The sequence below is a fragment of the Corynebacterium singulare genome (assembly GCF_000833575.1).
Lineage (GTDB): Bacteria > Actinomycetota > Actinomycetes > Mycobacteriales > Mycobacteriaceae > Corynebacterium > Corynebacterium singulare.
In genome coordinates this window covers 1740170-1757442 of record NZ_CP010827.1, presented here as the reverse complement: position 1 = coordinate 1757442, position 17273 = coordinate 1740170, and the positions used below count along the sequence as shown (strand labels likewise).

The 17273-nt window shown below is 60.2% G+C and carries 17 protein-coding genes; 13 read left to right on the top strand and 4 right to left on the bottom strand.

All coding sequences use genetic code 11. The annotated features are described in order from the left end of the window. Positions 1 to 9 precede the first annotated feature (9 nt). On the bottom strand, positions 10 to 1134 hold the full coding sequence (locus CSING_RS08185; RefSeq protein WP_042531328.1) for an AAA family ATPase: 1125 nt from the start codon (positions 1132 to 1134) through the stop codon (positions 10 to 12). 77 nt (positions 1135 to 1211) lie between these two features. After that, positions 1212 to 1931, bottom strand: coding sequence for a peroxide stress protein YaaA (gene yaaA, locus CSING_RS08180; RefSeq protein ID WP_042531326.1), 720 nt, complete (start codon positions 1929 to 1931; stop codon positions 1212 to 1214). Between the two features lie 32 nt (positions 1932 to 1963). Here yaaA and CSING_RS08175 point away from each other — a divergent pair, with 32 nt between their 5' ends. Then, positions 1964 to 3733 (top strand): proline--tRNA ligase, encoded by a 1770-nt coding sequence (locus CSING_RS08175; RefSeq protein ID WP_042531324.1) that lies wholly within the window; start codon positions 1964 to 1966, stop codon positions 3731 to 3733. A 27-nt stretch (positions 3734 to 3760) separates the two neighbouring features. Further along, a complete protein-coding gene (locus CSING_RS08170) occupies positions 3761 to 4144 on the top strand; it encodes a DoxX family protein (RefSeq protein ID WP_042531322.1) in 384 nt (127 codons plus the stop codon). Positions 4145 to 4153: 9 nt separating this feature from the next. Here the strand turns inward: CSING_RS08170 and CSING_RS08165 are convergent, their stop codons facing one another. Next, positions 4154 to 5023, bottom strand: a complete 870-nt coding sequence (locus tag CSING_RS08165; protein ID WP_042531320.1) for a hypothetical protein — start codon at positions 5021 to 5023, stop codon at positions 4154 to 4156. A gap of 37 nt (positions 5024 to 5060) precedes the next feature. Between CSING_RS08165 and rimP the strand changes: the two genes are divergently transcribed. From rimP to CSING_RS08120, 9 genes are all read left to right on the top strand, one after another. Then, positions 5061 to 5627, top strand: coding sequence for a ribosome maturation factor RimP (gene rimP / locus CSING_RS08160; RefSeq protein ID WP_042531318.1), 567 nt, complete (start codon positions 5061 to 5063; stop codon positions 5625 to 5627). Positions 5628 to 5630: 3 nt separating this feature from the next. Continuing rightward, a complete protein-coding gene (gene nusA / locus CSING_RS08155) occupies positions 5631 to 6647 on the top strand; it encodes a transcription termination factor NusA (RefSeq protein ID WP_042531316.1) in 1017 nt (338 codons plus the stop codon). Between the two features lie 108 nt (positions 6648 to 6755). Then, a complete protein-coding gene (locus CSING_RS08150; protein WP_042531314.1) occupies positions 6756 to 7091 on the top strand; it encodes a YlxR family protein in 336 nt (111 codons plus the stop codon). 110 nt (positions 7092 to 7201) lie between these two features. After that, positions 7202 to 9970, top strand: a complete 2769-nt coding sequence (gene infB / locus CSING_RS08145; RefSeq protein ID WP_042531311.1) for a translation initiation factor IF-2 — start codon at positions 7202 to 7204, stop codon at positions 9968 to 9970. Between the two features lie 145 nt (positions 9971 to 10115). Further along, positions 10116 to 10559: a 30S ribosome-binding factor RbfA gene (gene rbfA, locus CSING_RS08140; RefSeq protein WP_042531309.1), complete on the top strand. Its 444-nt coding sequence runs from the start codon at positions 10116 to 10118 to the stop codon at positions 10557 to 10559. Further along, positions 10560 to 11522, top strand: a complete 963-nt coding sequence (locus CSING_RS08135; RefSeq protein ID WP_042531307.1) for a DHH family phosphoesterase — start codon at positions 10560 to 10562, stop codon at positions 11520 to 11522. It abuts the gene before it with no gap. Beyond that, positions 11523 to 12821, top strand: coding sequence for an MATE family efflux transporter (locus CSING_RS08130; RefSeq protein ID WP_042531306.1), 1299 nt, complete (start codon positions 11523 to 11525; stop codon positions 12819 to 12821). Between the two features lie 44 nt (positions 12822 to 12865). After that, on the top strand, positions 12866 to 13687 hold the full coding sequence (locus tag CSING_RS08125; protein WP_042531304.1) for a metallophosphoesterase family protein: 822 nt from the start codon (positions 12866 to 12868) through the stop codon (positions 13685 to 13687). Further along, on the top strand, positions 13680 to 14354 hold the full coding sequence (locus tag CSING_RS08120; RefSeq protein WP_042531302.1) for a 4'-phosphopantetheinyl transferase family protein: 675 nt from the start codon (positions 13680 to 13682) through the stop codon (positions 14352 to 14354). The genes CSING_RS08125 and CSING_RS08120 overlap by 8 nt, the downstream gene beginning before the upstream one ends. A gap of 47 nt (positions 14355 to 14401) precedes the next feature. On the opposite strand, the gene truB is transcribed toward CSING_RS08120, so the two are convergent. Continuing rightward, positions 14402 to 15295 carry a tRNA pseudouridine(55) synthase TruB gene (gene truB, locus CSING_RS08115; RefSeq protein WP_042531300.1) on the bottom strand — a complete coding sequence of 298 codons (894 nt, stop codon included), beginning with the start codon at positions 15293 to 15295 and terminating at the stop codon, positions 14402 to 14404. 37 nt (positions 15296 to 15332) lie between these two features. On the opposite strand from truB, the gene CSING_RS08110 reads away from it, so the two are divergent. Both CSING_RS08110 and CSING_RS08105 read left to right on the top strand, forming a co-directional pair. Beyond that, a complete protein-coding gene (locus CSING_RS08110; protein ID WP_042531298.1) occupies positions 15333 to 16313 on the top strand; it encodes a bifunctional riboflavin kinase/FAD synthetase in 981 nt (326 codons plus the stop codon). Further along, on the top strand, positions 16314 to 17234 hold the full coding sequence (locus CSING_RS08105; protein ID WP_042531294.1) for a nucleoside hydrolase: 921 nt from the start codon (positions 16314 to 16316) through the stop codon (positions 17232 to 17234). Positions 17235 to 17273: the final 39 nt, after the last annotated feature.

Sequence of the window (17273 nt, the reverse complement as noted above, 5' to 3'; positions counted from 1 at the left end):
CGGCTAGGTTTAATCCACGTAGGTTTGTTCGCCGCCTGCGTGAAGATAATTGCGGAGGTATGGCAGCGCTAGGGCAACTGTACCGTGCCGTGGAGCGTCGATAAGCCCCTGTTCTAGCAAACGCGCGCGCACTTCACTGAGAGACGTTGTTGTTGTCTTGAGCTCGTGAGCGATAGCACCGGAGGTGGCCGTTCCAGCTTCATCTGCTATGTCTGCCAGCGCGTGTAGGTACTCAAGTTGGCGTTGGCTTAGTGCACGTACCGCAGGATCATGCACATGCGTTCCTATTGTCGTGATTGCCTCATCGAGAACAGCGTCAACGGTTGTTGAGGAAATGGTCGTTTCACTGGCTTGTGACGCGGCGTTCCAGGCCAAGTACCCGATGAGCTGGATGAGGAAGGGATAACCGTGGCTAGCTTCAGTAGCGCGGTCGGCAGCTTCGTCGTTGAAAGCAATCGATGTTAGTGCTGCCGTATCTTTGAAAGCGCTGGTTGTAGCTTGCGGGTTGACAGGTCCAAGGTGAAATCGGCGGGCACGGCGCAAAAACGTTGTTCCCGGTAGGTGTAGAAGCTTGTCAACACCAGCAGTAAGCCCTGCCATCACAATGGCAACGTCGAGTTCATCGCGAACAAGATGCTGGAATGCGACTGCGATGTTCTCAAGGTCATGAGGATCGGCGTCTTGAATCTCATCGATAGTAAGTAGAATTCCGCTGTCTTTGAGATGAGCGGAGAGTTCACGCAAGCGTGATTCCAATGTTGGCACCGGTGGCGTACCGATCTCTTCAGTACCAATGCCACCGAGGCCCGCAATGCGAATGTCCTTGATTCGACGGGTTGATGGAGAAGACAGCTGGTTGATCTTTTCTGGAATGATGGAGTCGATGAGCTGAGTGACTGAATTGCTTCGGCCACTGACTCGAATAACAGCCCATCCTTGTTGGGCTGCGAGGTCCTCGAGCTCAGTCAACAGGACTGTTTTGCCCATCCCACGATGGCCGCTAATAAGCATTGCGCGATTGGGGTTTCCAACTCCGCCGCCGAGCCCAACCGTGAAGTCATTGAGAACTGCACTGCGGCCAGCCCACTTTAGCGGGCTAGCGCCAAAGGTTGGGCGAAAAGGGTTTCCAGTCATACTGAGAGTATATAGCAGTCAGATAAATTGATAAATAGATAAATCGGCGGGCGTTGATAAATTGATAAATAGATAAATCAGACCACGAGCACCAGCTCGCTGCCGCGCAGTTCGGTGCGCATGCCCGCGTCCTGAGCTATGTGGGCGGCGTCCTCGATAGTGGCCACCTCATCGCCGTGCAGAGCCAGCACGCGGGCGAGCTCGCCCTTGTACTTCTTGTTGAAGTGCGAAACAACCTTGCGCGTTCCATCCTCCTGCACGGACTCCACGCGCACCGTAGCAGCGTCCTTCAGCTTGCCCAGCTGCTGGTACGTGCCAGAGCGCATATCGATAACAAGCTCGGAGGCGGCAAGCGCGCGGAGTTCATCCGTAATCGCCGTGCCCCAGCGCGACTTTAGTGTGCGCCCACCCAGCTTGGTGCCGCCGGAGAGCCGGTAGTGCGGGATGAGGTCGTCTGCGCGCACAAGACCAAATAACGCATCGCCCACAGCGAGGAACTCACGCGCGTCGGAGGGCAGACTAGGTGCATCGAGGGCGTCGTACAGCACGCCCGTGAACCGTTCCAGAGCAGGCATGGTGGGAGAAGACTCCAACTCGCGATTGGACTCGGCCTCACCGCGCAGCTTCTGCGAAATCTTCAACACAGTGAGGGCCTCGTCGACGTCGAGAGCTGACAGCTCAGCGGCAATCTCTCGACGTATAGGGGTCAGCTCAGGGAAGGAGAGCGCGTCCCAGTTCACGGGTGCGCCGTTGCCGCCATGGGCCTTGGTCTCAGAAGGAGGGAGGATGATCAGCATGGCTACATGCTAGCGATGTAGACTGAACAACCATGATTACACGTCTTTCTGAGCTTTTCCTCCGCACTCTTCGTGAGGATCCGGCTGATGCCGAAGTACTCAGCCACAAGCTTCTTGTCCGTGCAGGTTACGTGCGCCGCGTCGCGCCGGGCGTGTACACGTGGCTGCCGCTGGGCCTGCGCGCGATGCGTAAAATTGAGGACGTTATCCGTGAAGAGATGAACGCCATCGGTGGCCAGGAAATGCTGTTCCCGGCTCTGCTGCCGCGCGAGCCTTATGAGACCTCGAACCGCTGGACAGAGTACGGCGATAACCTCTTCCGCCTCAAGGACCGCAAGGGCGCTGATATGCTCCTCGGGCCCACACACGAGGAAATGTTCGCCACCGCTGTCAAGGACATGTACTCCTCGTACAAGGACTTCCCGGTCACGCTGTACCAAATTCAGACGAAGTATCGCGATGAAGAGCGCCCGCGCGCCGGTGTTCTGCGCGGCCGCGAATTCACCATGAAGGATTCCTACTCCTTCGATATGTCTGACGAGGGCCTTGATGAGTCTTATGCTCGTCACCGCAAGGCCTACCAGAACATCTTCAACCGCCTCGGCATCGACTACGCCATCTGCAAGGCCACCTCCGGTGCGATGGGTGGCTCGGCCTCCGAAGAGTTCCTCGCGGTCTCCGAGGTCGGTGAGGACACCTTCGTGCGTTCCACTGAGGGCGACTACGCCGCTAACGTGGAGGCAGTCGTCACACAGGCTCCGGAGGAAATTCCTTTCGATGGTTTGCCGGAGGCCCAAGAGCACGAGACCCCGGACGCGGAGACCATCGAGTCGCTGGTGGAGTGGGCCAAGAGCGCGGGCGTCACTGTTGACGGGCACGAGGTCAGCGCTGCCGACACCCTCAAGTGCATGATGATCAAGGTGGCCGCTCCCGCGGCCACGGAAGAGGAGAAGGAATGGGAGCTGGCTGCGGTTCTTATTCCCGGTGATCGTGGCTTGGATGAGAAGCGCCTCGAGGCGTCCCTGGAGCCGGCTGAGTTCGAGCTTGCCGGTGAAGCTGACTTTAAGAAGAACCCCTTCCTAGTCAAGGGCTATGTGGGTCCGCGCGCACTCAACGCTAACGAGGTGAAGGTTTACGCCGATCCCCGCGTGGTGTCGGGCACTGCCTGGATTACGGGTGCGGATGCCCCGAACCGCCATGTTGAGGGATGCGTCGCTGGACGTGACTTCACCGTCGATGAATTCATCGAAGCCGCTGAAGTCAAGGAAGGCGACCCAGCCCCGAATGGTCAGGGCACTCTGACCTTGGAGCGCGGCATTGAGCTCGGCCACATCTTCCAGCTGGGCCGCAAGTACACCGAGGCCTTCGACGTGCAGATCCTGGATGAGAATGGCAAGCGTGCTGTTCCGACCATGGGCTCTTATGGCATCGGTGTCACTCGTATGCTTGCGGTTCTGGCGGAGCAGCGCCACGACGAGAAGGGCCTTAACTGGCCGGTGGCTGTGGCTCCGTATCAGGTGCACGTGGCCGTGGCCAACAAGGATGCTGCCGCCATGGAGGCAGGGCAAAAGCTCGTGGAGGACCTAGACCGCGCGGGAATCGAGGTGCTTTTCGACGATCGTCCGAAGGTCTCCCCAGGCGTCAAGTTCAAGGACGCTGAGCTGCTCGGTATGCCGTTTATTGCTATCTTGGGACGCTCCTTCGCTGACGGCATCATTGAGCTGCGTATCCGCGGTGGTGAGACCCGTGAGGTCCCTGCTGACGAGATCGTCGATACCCTCACTGAGCTCATCCGCGGATAAGAGGGGAGCAAGCGTAGGCTAGCGGGCATGAGTTCACACAAGCCCGCCCTGACATATCCGATGGCCGGCGCCCTTTCCACAATGGGCATTCTGCACTTTGCTAAGCCAGAGCCATTCGAGTCGATCATTCCCCCGCAGTTGCCGGGACCGGCCCGCTTCTACAACTTCACTTCTGGTGCCTGGGAAGTGGTGACAGGTGGGCTGCTGGCCAATCCCTCGACGCGCAAGGTCGGCGGCCTGTCCGCCTTTGCTTTGCTCGCAGCCGTCTGGCCAGCGAACTTCTATCAGGCCTACAAGGACCTTTCGAGCGGCAAAGCGTCGACCGGCAAGAAGATCTATCACGCGGTGCGCTTGCCGCTGCAGATCCCGGTGATGCGCTACGCCTGGTCGCTGTACGCGGACAAGAAGTAGGCCACACGCTTAGGCGGTGTGGAAGCGGTGTGATTGCGCCGCAACCGCGATAAGCCAACGCTGCCACGCCGCCGTGGCTTCAGCCTCGCTATCGCTTCCTGCAGTCGCCGCGGCCTGCGTGGCAGCATCGGTCCACTTCAGAGTGTCATTGTGTGCGACGGTGTCGATGAATTCACGTGCTGAATCTGCATCCTGGGGTAGTGCCCCACCGGGGGATTGATATGCCGCTGCGGGCTGGGGCACAGCGCCAAGCTTGTCCAGAACTACCTGCAGCTCCAGAATGCGGTATTCATGTACGTCGAGGCGCTCATCGATGGTCTCCTCCAGCTCCGGTGCAGCGTAGGAGCGCGCGAAGTCGAGGGCGTAGACCTGTTGGTATTCCCACTCGAGGAGATCGACTGCGTGGTCTCTTTCAGGCTTCGTTAGTGCCGGGGCCGCGCCGAGCTCGTCACCAGTCCACGCTTCCAGGGCGATGGCCTGGGCCACGACAAGCGCACGGGACTCCGAGGACACGTGGTCGAGTTGTTCTTCGGTGGACGTGGAGGCGTCGTGAAGCACTGTGGAAACATCGGCGGCCTCACGCGGCGCCACATCCCTGTCAACCGCACAGGAACGTGGGGCTTGACCGTTCTCATCCCGTCCGCACAGGCGATCAATTTCCCCATAGAGTTCTTCCGCGTGCTGCGAGCGTAACGCCGCCGCGTCGGCATCGAGCGCCTGTAAAGCTTCAGCATCGGCGCTCGCGGCATGAGCGAGGGAGGTCAAGGCGGGATCCGCGCGCGGACCAAAATAGTCCACAACGGCATTGGTGGCTTGGCAGCCACTGAGCCACGGCGCGGCTACGAGGGCGAGGGCAGGCACAACTACTCGGCGGTTCACGCGATAGACCCTACCCGTGTGGCCTAGTCTAGAGCGCATGGCATTCCCAACACCCGCGCAACTTACTGACATCCTGCAGCCAGTCGTCACCCCACGCGGCCTCGACATCGAGGACGTGAAGACCACGAGGGCTGGCAAGAAATCCCAGGTCATTATCCGCGTTGACGGTGATGAGCGCCCGAGTTCAGACCTTATTGAGGAGTTGTCTCAGGAGATTTCAGCACTGTTTGATGCGAAGGAAGACGCCGGTGAACTGAACTTTGGTGCCGGCTACACGCTCGAGGTCTCAACCCCCGGCGTGGACTTCCCACTCACCGCCGCACGTCACTGGCGCCGTAACCGTGGACGGCTCGTGGGCTTCGCGCTTGCCGACGTCCCCGATACCACCCACGTCGCTCGCATCGGTGCTCTTTCAGAAGATGAAAAATCCGTGGCGCTCGTCACGACTGTGAAGAAGGAGGTGCACTACCAGATCGAGCGATTGGAAAACCTCACCCGTGCGGTGGTAGAAATTGAATTTGCTCAACCTTCAGCACAGGAGCTGGAGGCGACTAAGCAGACGTTCGATTTCGCCGAGCAGAACTCGGCAACCCGAGAGGACTAATAAGTGAATATTGACCTAGAGGCACTTCGTACGATTCAGCGCGAGCGTGGCGTCCACGTGAAGGACCTGCTCGAAGCCATCGCGGGTGCCCTTTTGTATTCCTATCTGGATTACCGCACCGAGTCAGCCGAGACTAAGGCAGCAGGCACGAAGTCACGTGTCGACATCGATGCAGATTCCGGCGCGGTGGCGGTCATTGTCACGGAGAGCGATCCCGAAACTGGTGAGGTCATCAGCGAATACGATGACACCCCAGAGAACTTCGGCCGCATCGGCGCGCAGGCTGTCCGTGACGCCATCCTGCGCAAGCTGCGTGAGGACGAAGCTGAGCGCACCTATGATTCCTATTCTGAGCTCATCGGCACCGTCGTGTCTGGTGTGGTGCAGCGCGACATTCACGCCAACAAGCGTGGCGTTGTTGTGGTGCAGCTGGGTACCGAGCACGATTCCCAGGACGCCATTCTCCTGCCTGCCGAACAACTGCCGGGGGAGAAGCTCGAGCATGGCGATCGTGTCAAGGCCTACGTGGTGGGCGTCAACCGCACTGGTGCGAAGGTGCAGATTACGCTGTCGCGTACTCACCCGGAGCTGGTGCGTGGTCTTTTTGAGCTGGAGGTTCCGGAGGTTGCTGATGGCACCGTTGAGCTCATCGCGATCGCCCGTGAGGCGGGGCACCGTTCCAAGGTGTCTGTCGTGGGACATGCGAAGGGCCTGAACGCCAAGGGTGCTTGTATCGGTCCCAAGGGTGCGCGAGTGAGCAACATCATGCGCGAAATTGGCGGTGAGAAGATCGACATTATCGACTTCAACGAAGATCCCAGCGTATACGTGGGCAATGCGTTGGCGCCGTCCAAGGTTGTACGCGTGGAGATCCTCGATGAAGAAGCGCAAGTGGCCAAGGTGACCGTGCCGGACTACCAACTGTCCCTAGCCATCGGCAAGGAAGGCCAGAACGCTCGTCTGGCTGCCCGCCTCACGGGCTGGAAGATTGATATTCACTCTGACGCAGCGCGTGATTAACCCGCGGCGGAATTAAAGGTTTGGCGTATTTTCGCGTAGACTAGACAACGGCCCACATGCAGGAATGCTGTGGCGTAGTAGCAGTGGCGAAACAACGTAAGGAGTTGGATGTCTCAAGGACAGCGACTCCGAACCTGTATCGCTACGCGCCAGAAGCATCCCGACACGGAACTGCTCAGGGTTGTCGCCGATAGGGACGATCCCGAAGGTCGCCGTGTCGTTCCGGACCCGCGTCGCCGGCTCCCTGGGAGGGGAGCATGGATCAGACCAGATCTGGAAGCAGTAGCGCTGGCGGAGCGAACTCGTGCCTTCAAGCGCGCGCTCCGAATGTCCACTGACGTGGACACAGGTCACGTACGTGAGTACCTTGCTGCCCAGCAGCAGGTGCCGTCGGCGGGCGTCAGTCCGTGCGACCCAGAGTTAAAAAGGAAGACCGAACACTGATGAGCGCACAACCATGAAGCAGCATCAGCGATGACAGTCCATAGCCATTAACTAGGGGTCAAGCCGTATTTTCGCGGCCTTGGCTCCTAGGAAGATTAAAGAGGAGACAAGTGCCCGGAAAGCTACGTGTACACGAGTTGGCAAAGCAGCTCGGTGTAACCAGCAAGGAACTACTCGCCACGCTGAAAGAACAGGGCGAGTTCGTGAAAACCGCATCCTCGACCATCGAGCCTCCGGTGGTTAAGAAGATGCGCGCGCACTACGAAGCTAAGGAAGCTCAGAGCGGCGAGAAGAAGGATAAGCCTGCAGCTTCCGGCTCCAGTGCGCCTAAGCCTGCAGCAAAGAAGTCTGCAGAGAACAAACCGGCAGAGAAGAAGCCCGCTAAGCCCGCTGCGCCGAAGCCAGGTGCTGCAGCTCCGAAGCCGGGCGCCGCTGCTCCGAAGCCAGGTGCTGGCGCCCCCAAGCCAGGTGCCGCAGCTCCGAAGCCGGGCGCCGCAGCGCCGAAGCCAGGTGCTGGAGCCCCTAAGCCGGGCGCACAGCAGAAGAGCTCTGCTAAAGGTGGCGAGCGTGGTGCTACGCCGCGCTCCATGCCGAAGCCGGGTGGTACCCGCCGTGTAGCTAATAACCCGTTCTCTACGGGTGGCTCTAGCGGTGACCGTCCAACCCCTGGGCCGCGTCCGGGTGGCTCGAAGGGCCAGCGTTCCGGCGCTAAGCCGGGCGATAACCGCGGCGGCAAGGGTGGCGGTCGCCCGCAGGGTGACGGAAACAAGGGCGGCGGCGGTCGTCGTCCATCGCCGGCCATGATGCCGTCCCACCCGAACCCGGCAAGCATGCCGTCCAAGTCTTCCGGTGGCGGAGGAGGCGGCGGCCGTGGTCGTGGCGGCCGTGGTGGCCCGGGCCACGGTGGCCCCGGTGGCGGACCCGGCGGTTTCCGCGGTGGTCGCGGCGGTCGTCGCGGCGGCACCGCTGGTGCATTCGGCCGCCCAGGCGGCGCTCCGCGTCGCGGCAAGAAGTCGAAGCGTCAGAAGCGCCACGAGTTTGAAGAGCAGCAGAAGCACGAGGTAGGCGGCGTACGCCTGCCTGACGGCGGCGGCAAGACCGTTCGCCTGCGTCGCGGTGCTTCCTTGGCTGACTTCGCTGAGAAGATCGGCGCAGATCCAGCAGCTTTGGTTCAGGCACTCTTCAACCTTGGTGAAATGGTGACTGCAACGGCCTCCGTTTCTGAGGACACCCTGCAGCTGCTGGGCTCTGAGATTAACTACGACGTTCAGGTCGTTTCCCCAGAGGACGAAGACCGTGAGCTGCTTGAGTCCTTTGACCTTCAGTTCGGCCAGGATGAAGGTGGCGAAGAGGCTCTGGAGAAGCGCCCGCCAGTTGTCACCGTGATGGGTCACGTCGACCACGGTAAGACTCGCCTGTTGGATACCATTCGTAAGACCAACGAAGGTGCGGGTGAGGCCGACGGTATTACCCAGGGTATCGGTGCCTACCAGACCGTCGTTGACCTTGAGGACGGCCCGCGCACCATCACCTTCCTGGATACCCCGGGTCACGAGGCCTTCACCGCTATGCGTGCGCGTGGTGCGAAGTCCACGGACTTGGCTATCCTCGTCGTCGCTGCTGACGACGGTGTGATGCCGCAGACCGTGGAGGCTATTAACCACGCCAAGGCCGCAGATATCCCGGTCGTGGTGGCAGTCAACAAGATTGATAAGCCGGAGGCTCAGCCGGATAAGATTCGTGGTCAGCTCACTGAGTACGGCTTGATTCCGGAAGAATACGGCGGCGACACGATGTTCGTGGACATCTCCGCTAAGAACAACATCAACATCGATGAGCTGCTTGAGGCAGTTATTCTGACTGCTGATGCGGCTCTTGAGCTCACCGCGAACCCGGACATGGACGCTCAGGGTGCTGCCATCGAAGCACACCTCGACCGCGGCCGTGGTCCGGTGGCTACCGTCATCATTCAGCGCGGTACGCTGCACATCGGTGATTCCATCGTTGTCGGTGATTCGCATGGTCGTGTTCGTCGCATGCTTGATGAATTCGGCCAAGACGTCGAAGAGGCAGGTCCGTCCCGCCCGGTTCAGGTACAGGGCCTCAATGGCGTGCCTGGCGCAGGTGACAACCTGCTCGTGGTCGAGGATGACCGCGTTGCACGCCAGATTGCCGCACAGCGTGACGCCCGCAAGCGCTCCGCTCTGCAGGCAAAGGCCCGCAAGCGTGTGTCCCTCGAGGATCTGGATGCAGTGCTCAAGGAAACTTCGACGCTCAACCTCATCCTCAAGGGCGACAACGCCGGTTCGGTCGAGGCCCTCGAGGATGCCCTGCTGGACATCGAGGTCGGCGACGAGGTACAGCTCAACATCATCGACCGTGGTGTTGGTGCAGTGACCCAGACCAACGTTTCCCTGGCCGCGGCTTCCGACGCCGTCATCATCGCCTTCAACGTTCGCGCTGAGGGCAAGGCCACCGAGGAAGCTAACGCTGAGGGCGTCGATGTGCGCTACTACACCGTGATCTACCGTGCTATCGAAGAGGTGGAGGCTGCTCTCAAGGGCATGCTCAAGCCCATCTACGAGGAGCGCGACACCGGTGCAGCTGAAATTCGTGCGCTGTTCAAGTCCTCCGCTGTCGGCACCATCGCTGGTTGTATGGTCACCGAGGGCAAGGTCAAGCGCAATGGCAAGGTTCGCCTCGTGCGTGACGGCAACGTCATCACGACCGATGCAAAGATCGAGTCGCTGCGTCACGAGAAGGACGATGCCAACGAGATCAACGCCGGCTACGAGTGCGGTATGGTTCTGTCCTACCCGGACATCCAGGTAGGCGATATCATCCAGGCCTACGAAGAGGTCGAGGTTCCGCGCGACTAATCGCGTGTGACTCTTACACTCGTTAGCAAAGCCCAGCCAGGATTCCTGGCTGGGCTTCAGCGTTCTTTCCCCGTGGTTTTCGCAGGCCGAGGGGGATCGGTATCCTAGACTAGTTATCACGAGTAGAAGCTAAAGGAGCATCACCATGGTTGATCACGCACGCGCCGCACGCATGGCCAAGCGCATCCAGGCCATCGTGGCCAGTGCTATTGAACGCCAGATCAAGGATCGCCGCCTCGAACTGGTAACCATTACGGACGCCCGAGTTACCGGTGATCTGCATGATGCCACTGTGTTCTACACAGTTCGCGGTAAAGATATTGACGCTGAGCCTGACTTCGAGCAGGCGGCGGAAGCTCTGCACCGTGCCAAAGGTCAGCTGCGCAAGATCGTGGGAGATCAGCTCTCCGTGCGATTCACGCCGACGCTGTCCTTCGAACTCGATACTGTCCCGGAAGCCTCCGCACACATGGAGGATCTGCTCGCCCGCGCCCGCGCGCGCGATGAGGAGCTGGCAAAACTCAAGGAAGGCGCGAAGCCAGCAGGTGACGCTAACCCGTACAAAACCTCGGAGAGAGAAGAGGATTAAGTGTCACGAACCAACTACCAAAGCGCAGTGGATGCTCTGGTCCAGGCCAGCAGCATCTGTATCATCACGCACCTGCGCCCCGATGCTGACGCTGTGGGATCCGCAGCTGCGTTGACGCTTGCATTGCGTCAGCGCGGCAAGGAGACCCGTACGGTGATTGGTCAACGCCGTGATATTTCCGCCAACCTCTTTTCCATTCCAACCGTGGATGAAATTGAGCTGGTCGATGATCTCCCTAAGGGCTATGACCTGTACGTCACCGTGGACTGCGGATCGCTGGATCGCACAGGCTCAGTAGCCGCCGAGATTGCTGAGATGGCGGCTGCCGGCCGAGTCTTGTGCATTGACCATCACGCGTCCAATGAAGGCTTCGGCTCCATCAACGTGGTAGACCCCGTGTGCGAGTCCACAACGGTGGTGCTTCTGGACATCCTCGACAGAGTCTCCATTCAGATCGATCGCGTCATCGCTCACTGCCTCTACGCAGGTCTCGTGACCGATACTGGTAATTTCCGCTGGGGTCGTCCTGCGATGCATGACATTGCGGCACGCCTCATGCTCTATGGGCTTGATACCAAACAAATTGCGCTCGAGCTTATGGACTCGAACACTGCCGATGATCTGCAGATGATCGGGCGAGTGCTCTCCGGACTCAGCATCGAAGAGGCAGGGGAGCACCGCCTTGCCGTCCTCTTTGTGCCTTATGAGGAGGTTGCATCCCACGCGGATTCCGCGATTGAATCTTTCGTGGATTACGTCCGTGCCCTCAAAGGCACGGATATTGGTGTCGTGTTCAAGGAGCAGGCTCCTCAGGTGTGGGCGGTGTCCCTGCGCTCTTCCGTTGTAAACTGCGCGGACGTGGCTCTTACATTCGGTGGCGGCGGACATGTTCCGGCGGCCGGTTACACCGCACACGGCACGCCCGAGGAGGTCACCGCACAGCTAGTAGGTGCACTGACCTAAATGACCTCGGAGCAACCAGTCAAGGTCACAGCCGGTGAAGTCTTTCGACTTGCTGTGCCTGCGCTCGGCGTTTTGGCGGCAATGCCGCTGTACCTTCTACTTGATACTGCTGTGGTGGGCCGTCTGGGCGCTTCCCAGTTGGCATCTCTAGGAGCGGCTGCCACGCTGCATTCCGTTGTGACTACCCAGCTCACCTTCCTGTCCTATGGCACCACGGCTCGCGCGTCGCGTCTGTTTGGAGCGGGCAAACGTGAGGAAGCAGTAGCTGAAGGTGTGCAGGCAACATGGGTCGCGGTAGGCGTGGGGCTGGTGCTGGCAACCATCATGTGGCTGTTTGCCGGTGTCTTTGCCATGTGGCTGACCGGTAGCCCAGAGACTGCTGAGGGCACCGCCCAGTGGCTGCGCATCGCGGCTTTCGCCATTCCTCTCACGCTGGTGGAAATGGCCGGAAATGGTTGGATGCGTGGTGTTCACAACACCCGGAAGCCTTTGTATTTCACCTTGGCTGGCATGATCCCAGGTGCCATCGCTGTTCCCATCTTCGTGCATGTGTGGGGGCTGCCAGGTTCAGCCGTCGCTACTGTCCTCGGCATGGGGATCATCGCGGCTTTTTTCGTGCGGGAGCTGCGCCGAGAGCACACAGGCTCCTGGGAAGTGAAGTGGGATGTTGTCCGTCGCCAGCTGGTGTTGGGCCGTGATCTTATTGTGCGGTCGATGAGTTTTCAGGTGGCCTTCCTCTCCGCGGCGGCAGTCGCCTCCCGTATCGGAACTGCTCAGCTAGCGGCACACCAGATCATGATGCAGATGTGGAACTTCCTCGCCTTGGTGCTCGATTCGCTTGCTATTGCTGCTCAAGCCCTCACTGGAGCTGCGCTCGGTGCTGGTTCCGCGCGTTATGCACGAACGGTGGGAACCAAGGTCACTCTGTACTCCACGACGTTCTCCGTGGCCTTGGCCGCTGTTTTGGCTCTCGGCGCTGGGGCGATCCCACGCATCTTCACCACGAGCTCGGAGGTCCTTGACGTGATCTCGGGGCCATGGTGGGTCATGACCTTCCTTGTGGTCATTGGAGGTGTGCTCTTTGCCCTCGATGGCGTGCTTTTGGGAGCGGGGGACGCTGCCTTCCTTCGCACGTTGACGCTGGCATCTGTGTTGCTGGGCTTCCTGCCTGGTGTGTGGCTGGCCTACGCCCTGGGTGCCGGCCTTGTTGGGGTCTGGGGAGGCATTGCAGCCTTCATCGTGATCCGCATGGTAGGCGTGGTGTGGCGCTTTTACTCCATGCAGTGGGCGCGAATCTAACCCTGTGGTAAAAGTAGAGGGAATGTTCGTGTGAAGGAGGCGCCATGACCACCCTGTGGGCCGTCTCTGATCTTCACGCCGCGGTGCGCGTCAATGGTGAGCGTATTGACGAGCTCGTCCCCCCAGACCCCAGCGATTGGTTGATTGTGGCGGGGGATGTTGCCGAGCGAATCGACCTCGTGCTCAGCACCTTGGCTCGACTGAAAAACCGCTACGCCACAGTCATCTGGGCCCCAGGCAACCATGAGCTGTTCTCTCGCGGCCAAGACCTCTACCAAGGGCGCAACAAATACGATCGCCTCGTTGAGGGCTGCCGCGAAATCGGCGTCGTGACTCCGGAGGATCCATTTCCAGTCTTTGGTGGGGTCACCGTCGTACCTCTCTTTACCTTGTACGATTACAGCTTCCGCCCACCCGGAACGACGGTGGAACATGCACTCGCCAGTGCGAAGCAAAAGCAGATCGTCATGACGGATGAGTTTGCCATCGCACCGTTCGTTGATGTGCGCGCGTGGTGCTGGGACCGGCTGGCTTATTCCATCAAGCGCCTATCCCGCGTGGAAGGCGAGACCGTTCTGGTCAATCACTGGCCCTTAGTGCAGGAACCGACGCTCTATATGCGCTGGCCGGAAGTCGCACTGTGGTGTGGCACCCGCCATACAAGGTCGTGGCCGCGGCGCTATAACGCTAAGGCCGTTATCTACGGGCACCTGCACATGCCGAACCGCACCAACATCGACGGCGTGGACCACATCGAGGTGTCTCTTGGCTACCCACGTGAGTGGCAGACCCACGGCGACGTACAGCAGTGGCCGTATCCGGTGCTGACTATTGATGAGGAAACAGGGAGGGCAGATCATGCTTGAGCCCTTCCTATTCCCGGAGTCCGCGCGCTATTGCTACGTGCGCACGGATGAGTCGATGACGGATCTGCTGAATTACAACCATCTCTCCCCAGAGGAGCGCTCGGTGGTTTCTCAAGCAGTGGATATCCGCAAAGCGGAGTTCGGTGATGCGCGCTGGTGCGCACATCGCGCCCTCGAAGAATTGAATTACACCCGCGGTGAGCCCATCTTGCGCGGCGAGCGTGGCATGCCGCTGTGGCCGGAGGGTTTCACAGGCTCGATGACCCACACAGATGGCTTGCGTGCCGCCGTGGCCGCGCCGACGACCCATGTGCGGTCAATGGGCCTTGACGCGGAGCCAGCCGAACCATTGCCGGAGCATGTGCTCACCATGATTGCCAGGGCAGGGGAGATGCCGCAGTTGTCTCGGTTGCAGGATGCTGGTATCACCTGTCCGGATCGTCTGCTGTTTTGTGCCAAAGAGGCGACGTACAAAACGTGGTTTCCTATGACGCGGCGCTGGCTCGATTTTGACCAGGCGGAAATTGATCTCCGCCTTGATGGCACGCTCATTTCGTACATCTTGGCCCGGCCCACACCCGTTCCTTTCATCACGGGTCGCTGGATTATCCGGGAAGGCTACGTCATCGTGTCCGCCTCGGTCCCGGCACTCAACTTTGACTCCTAACGCGGCAGGTGAGAGCCAACGCTACAGGTTAGCTCCATCGCTTCAAGCTAGAGCGTCGACGGGCGCGCTACGAAAACCGTGGCCAATCGCTTGCCCTTCTCTTTAACGAGGGCGATCGAGCGGCCGTTCGGGTCCACGGCGGCATGGATGCCCTTCAGCCCACGCGGTTCGAGCCACTTTCCCATGGCCAGTGCTTGGGCTTCCTCCTCGGTGACGTCCAAGACCGGGTAGCTGCGCGCGAGCGCCTCGTCGAGGCTCAATGAGAGCACGGGGGATTCCTCCAGGGAGGCGAGGGGGAGGGCGTCAGCAAGCGTAAAAGGCCCCACCTCCGTGCGCCGTAGCGCGGTGAGGTGCCCGCCCACGCCCAGAGCCTCGCCGAGATCACGGGCCAGGGAACGAATATACGTTCCTGAAGAACATGTCACCGACACATCCAGATCCACATAGTCGCCGTCACGTCGGGTGTCCAGAACCTCGAATCGGCTCACCGTGACTGGACGCGCGGGAATGTCCACATCCTCGCCAGCTCGTACCCTTTCGTGGGCGCGTTTGCCATCGATTTTGATGGCGGACACGGCGGCAGGGCGCTGCATTATGTCACCAGTGAGGTTCTGGATTTCGTGGGCGATGGAGGTGGCGTCAAGCTCAGCTGCTGATTCTCCCCATGTGCGCTCACCTTCGGCGTCATCGGTGTGGGTTGCCATGCCCAGACGAATCGTCGCATCATAAGCCTTCGTCGATGCCACCATGTGTGCCAGGAACTTCGTACCGCGTTCTAGTCCCACCACGAGCACTCCCGTCGCCATCGGGTCAAGCGTGCCGGCATGCCCCACTTTGCGCGTGTGGAAGTAGCGGCGGAGCTTGCCAACGACGTCGTGTGAGGTCATGCCTGCGGGCTTATCGACGACCACCAGGCCGGAACGTGCGAGCGGATCAGTCATGCACTGCAGTCTAGGGCAAACGTAGTTGTGGGATAGCATGGTGTCCGTGGATATTTGGTACGGAATCGATAACATCCCCACGGACCTCGGTCCGACGTCGGTGACCATCGGAGTTTTCGATGGCCTGCATCGCGGCCATCAACAGCTTGTGACTAGGGCTGTCGAGTATGCGCGCGACCATAAGGAACGTGCGGTAATGGTGACCTTCGATCCGCACCCGGTCTCGGTGTTCCTTCCGGAACGAGCACCTGTGGCCGTCCTCACCATGGAACGACGCCTGCAGCTGGCGGAGGAGATGGGTATCGATGCGGTGCTCGTTATCGACTTCACCCAAGAGTTACGCGGTGCCCAGCCCCGAGAATACGTCGAGGATTTGCTTGTGGGACGTCTCTGCGCCGAGCACGTCGTAGTGGGGGAGAACTTCACTTTTGGTGCAGGTGCTGCCGGAACCGCGCCTGCATTGGCAGAGTTTGGCGCGGAGCTTGGCTTTAGCGTGGACATCGTGCCGCTGCTCAACGACGATGGGGAGCGCATCTGTTCCACCAACATCCGCGCTGCTCTGGATAGGGGCGACATTGCGCGTGCAAATTGGGCCTTGGGGCGCCATTTCTCAGTAACGGGGCCCGTTGTCCGCGGCGCGGGTCGGGGAGGCAAAGAGCTGGGCTTTCCGACGGCCAACCAGTACTTCCCGGAATCCGTAGCTATCCCAGCTGATGGCGTCTATGCCGGCTGGTTCGTCATCGAGCCGACGGGCGCGCCCGTCGATGGTGATATGGAGCCTGGTGTTCCGTACCCAGCGGCCATTTCCGTGGGTACGAATCCCACCTTTGGTGATGAGGAACGCTCAGTTGAATCTTTCGTCCTTGACCGCGACGCCGATCTCTACGGCCACGAGGCCACCGTGCGTTTCGTGGACCACGTGCGCGACATGGAAAAATTCAACTCCGTCGAGGAGTTGTTGAGCGCAATGGCACGTGATGTGGAGCGGGTGCGCGAGATTCTTGCCCTGGAGGCCTAAGTGAAACTCATCCTGGATCTCGATACCGGCATTGACGACGCCCTCGCTCTGGCCTATGCGCTGGCACACCCTGACCTCGAGTTGATCGGTGTCACCGGAACGTATGGCAATGTTCCCGTGGGCCTTGGAGTGCGTAACGCACTCGCCCTCCTTGAGCTCCTCGGTGCCGAGGACGTTCCCGTTTTCACCGGGCCAACCCGCGAGGGATTTTCAGTGGCTCCCATTTCTGCCTTCATTCACGGCCGCAATGGGTTAGGCGACGTGCTGCTTCCGCCACCCCGTCGCGCTGCACAGGGCGACGCCGTCGATTTCCTTCTTCGCTCCGTCCGGGAGCATGGAGAGGACCTGGTGATTGTGCCCACGGGGCCGTCGACAAGCATTGCGGCCGCCATGCAGAAGGGCCCAGACTTCGCACGCAACGCCCGCATCGTCATGATGGGCGGCGCCCTCACCGTGCCTGGCAACGTCACCCCGTACGCTGAGGCCAACGTCTACCAAGACCCGCGGGCCACGGATTATGTCTTCCGCCATGCTCACGACCTCACGATGGTGGGCCTCGACGTCACGCTGCGCACGCTACTCACCACTGAGAACACGACACAGTGGCGTAATTCCCGTGTCGGCAGAGTCTATGCCGACATTGTGGACTATTACATCCGCGCATACGCGACGACCTCGCCACATCTGGGTGGATGCGGCCTTCACGACCCGCTCGCTGTTGCTGTAGCTGCAGACCCGTCCCTGGTGACCTGCATCGATCTCAACTTGCGCTGCGAGGACACTGGACGCACCATTGGTGACCCTGAGCGCTTGTCCGCGCCAGCTACCACCCGCGTGGCGGTGGGTGTAGACACCGAGCGATTCCTCGCTGATTTGATGTCGAAGCTTATGAGCCTCTATACTTCTTCTTCGGCTTGCTGACTGCGGTTCACAGTAGTCACGGGCAGCGCTGTACAGCGC

What these genes read in the sequence shown, in the direction of transcription:
- yaaA (WP_042531326.1), bottom strand. Translation starts at nt 1,931, where the DNA reads ATGCTGATCATCCTCCCTCCTTCTGAGACCAAGGCCCATGGCGGCAAC.
- rimP (WP_042531318.1), top strand. Translation starts at nt 5,061, where the DNA reads ATGGCATTCCCAACACCCGCGCAACTTACTGACATCCTGCAGCCAGTC.
- truB (WP_042531300.1), bottom strand. Translation starts at nt 15,295, where the DNA reads ATGACTGATCCGCTCGCACGTTCCGGCCTGGTGGTCGTCGATAAGCCC.
- CSING_RS08185 (WP_042531328.1), bottom strand. Translation starts at nt 1,134, where the DNA reads ATGACTGGAAACCCTTTTCGCCCAACCTTTGGCGCTAGCCCGCTAAAG.
- CSING_RS08130 (WP_042531306.1), top strand. Translation starts at nt 11,523, where the DNA reads ATGACCTCGGAGCAACCAGTCAAGGTCACAGCCGGTGAAGTCTTTCGA.
- CSING_RS08110 (WP_042531298.1), top strand. Translation starts at nt 15,333, where the DNA reads ATGGTGTCCGTGGATATTTGGTACGGAATCGATAACATCCCCACGGAC.
- CSING_RS08170 (WP_042531322.1), top strand. Translation starts at nt 3,761, where the DNA reads ATGAGTTCACACAAGCCCGCCCTGACATATCCGATGGCCGGCGCCCTT.
- CSING_RS08125 (WP_042531304.1), top strand. Translation starts at nt 12,866, where the DNA reads ATGACCACCCTGTGGGCCGTCTCTGATCTTCACGCCGCGGTGCGCGTC.
- CSING_RS08150 (WP_042531314.1), top strand. Translation starts at nt 6,756, where the DNA reads ATGTCTCAAGGACAGCGACTCCGAACCTGTATCGCTACGCGCCAGAAG.
- CSING_RS08175 (WP_042531324.1), top strand. Translation starts at nt 1,964, where the DNA reads ATGATTACACGTCTTTCTGAGCTTTTCCTCCGCACTCTTCGTGAGGAT.
- CSING_RS08120 (WP_042531302.1), top strand. Translation starts at nt 13,680, where the DNA reads ATGCTTGAGCCCTTCCTATTCCCGGAGTCCGCGCGCTATTGCTACGTG.
- rbfA (WP_042531309.1), top strand. Translation starts at nt 10,116, where the DNA reads ATGGTTGATCACGCACGCGCCGCACGCATGGCCAAGCGCATCCAGGCC.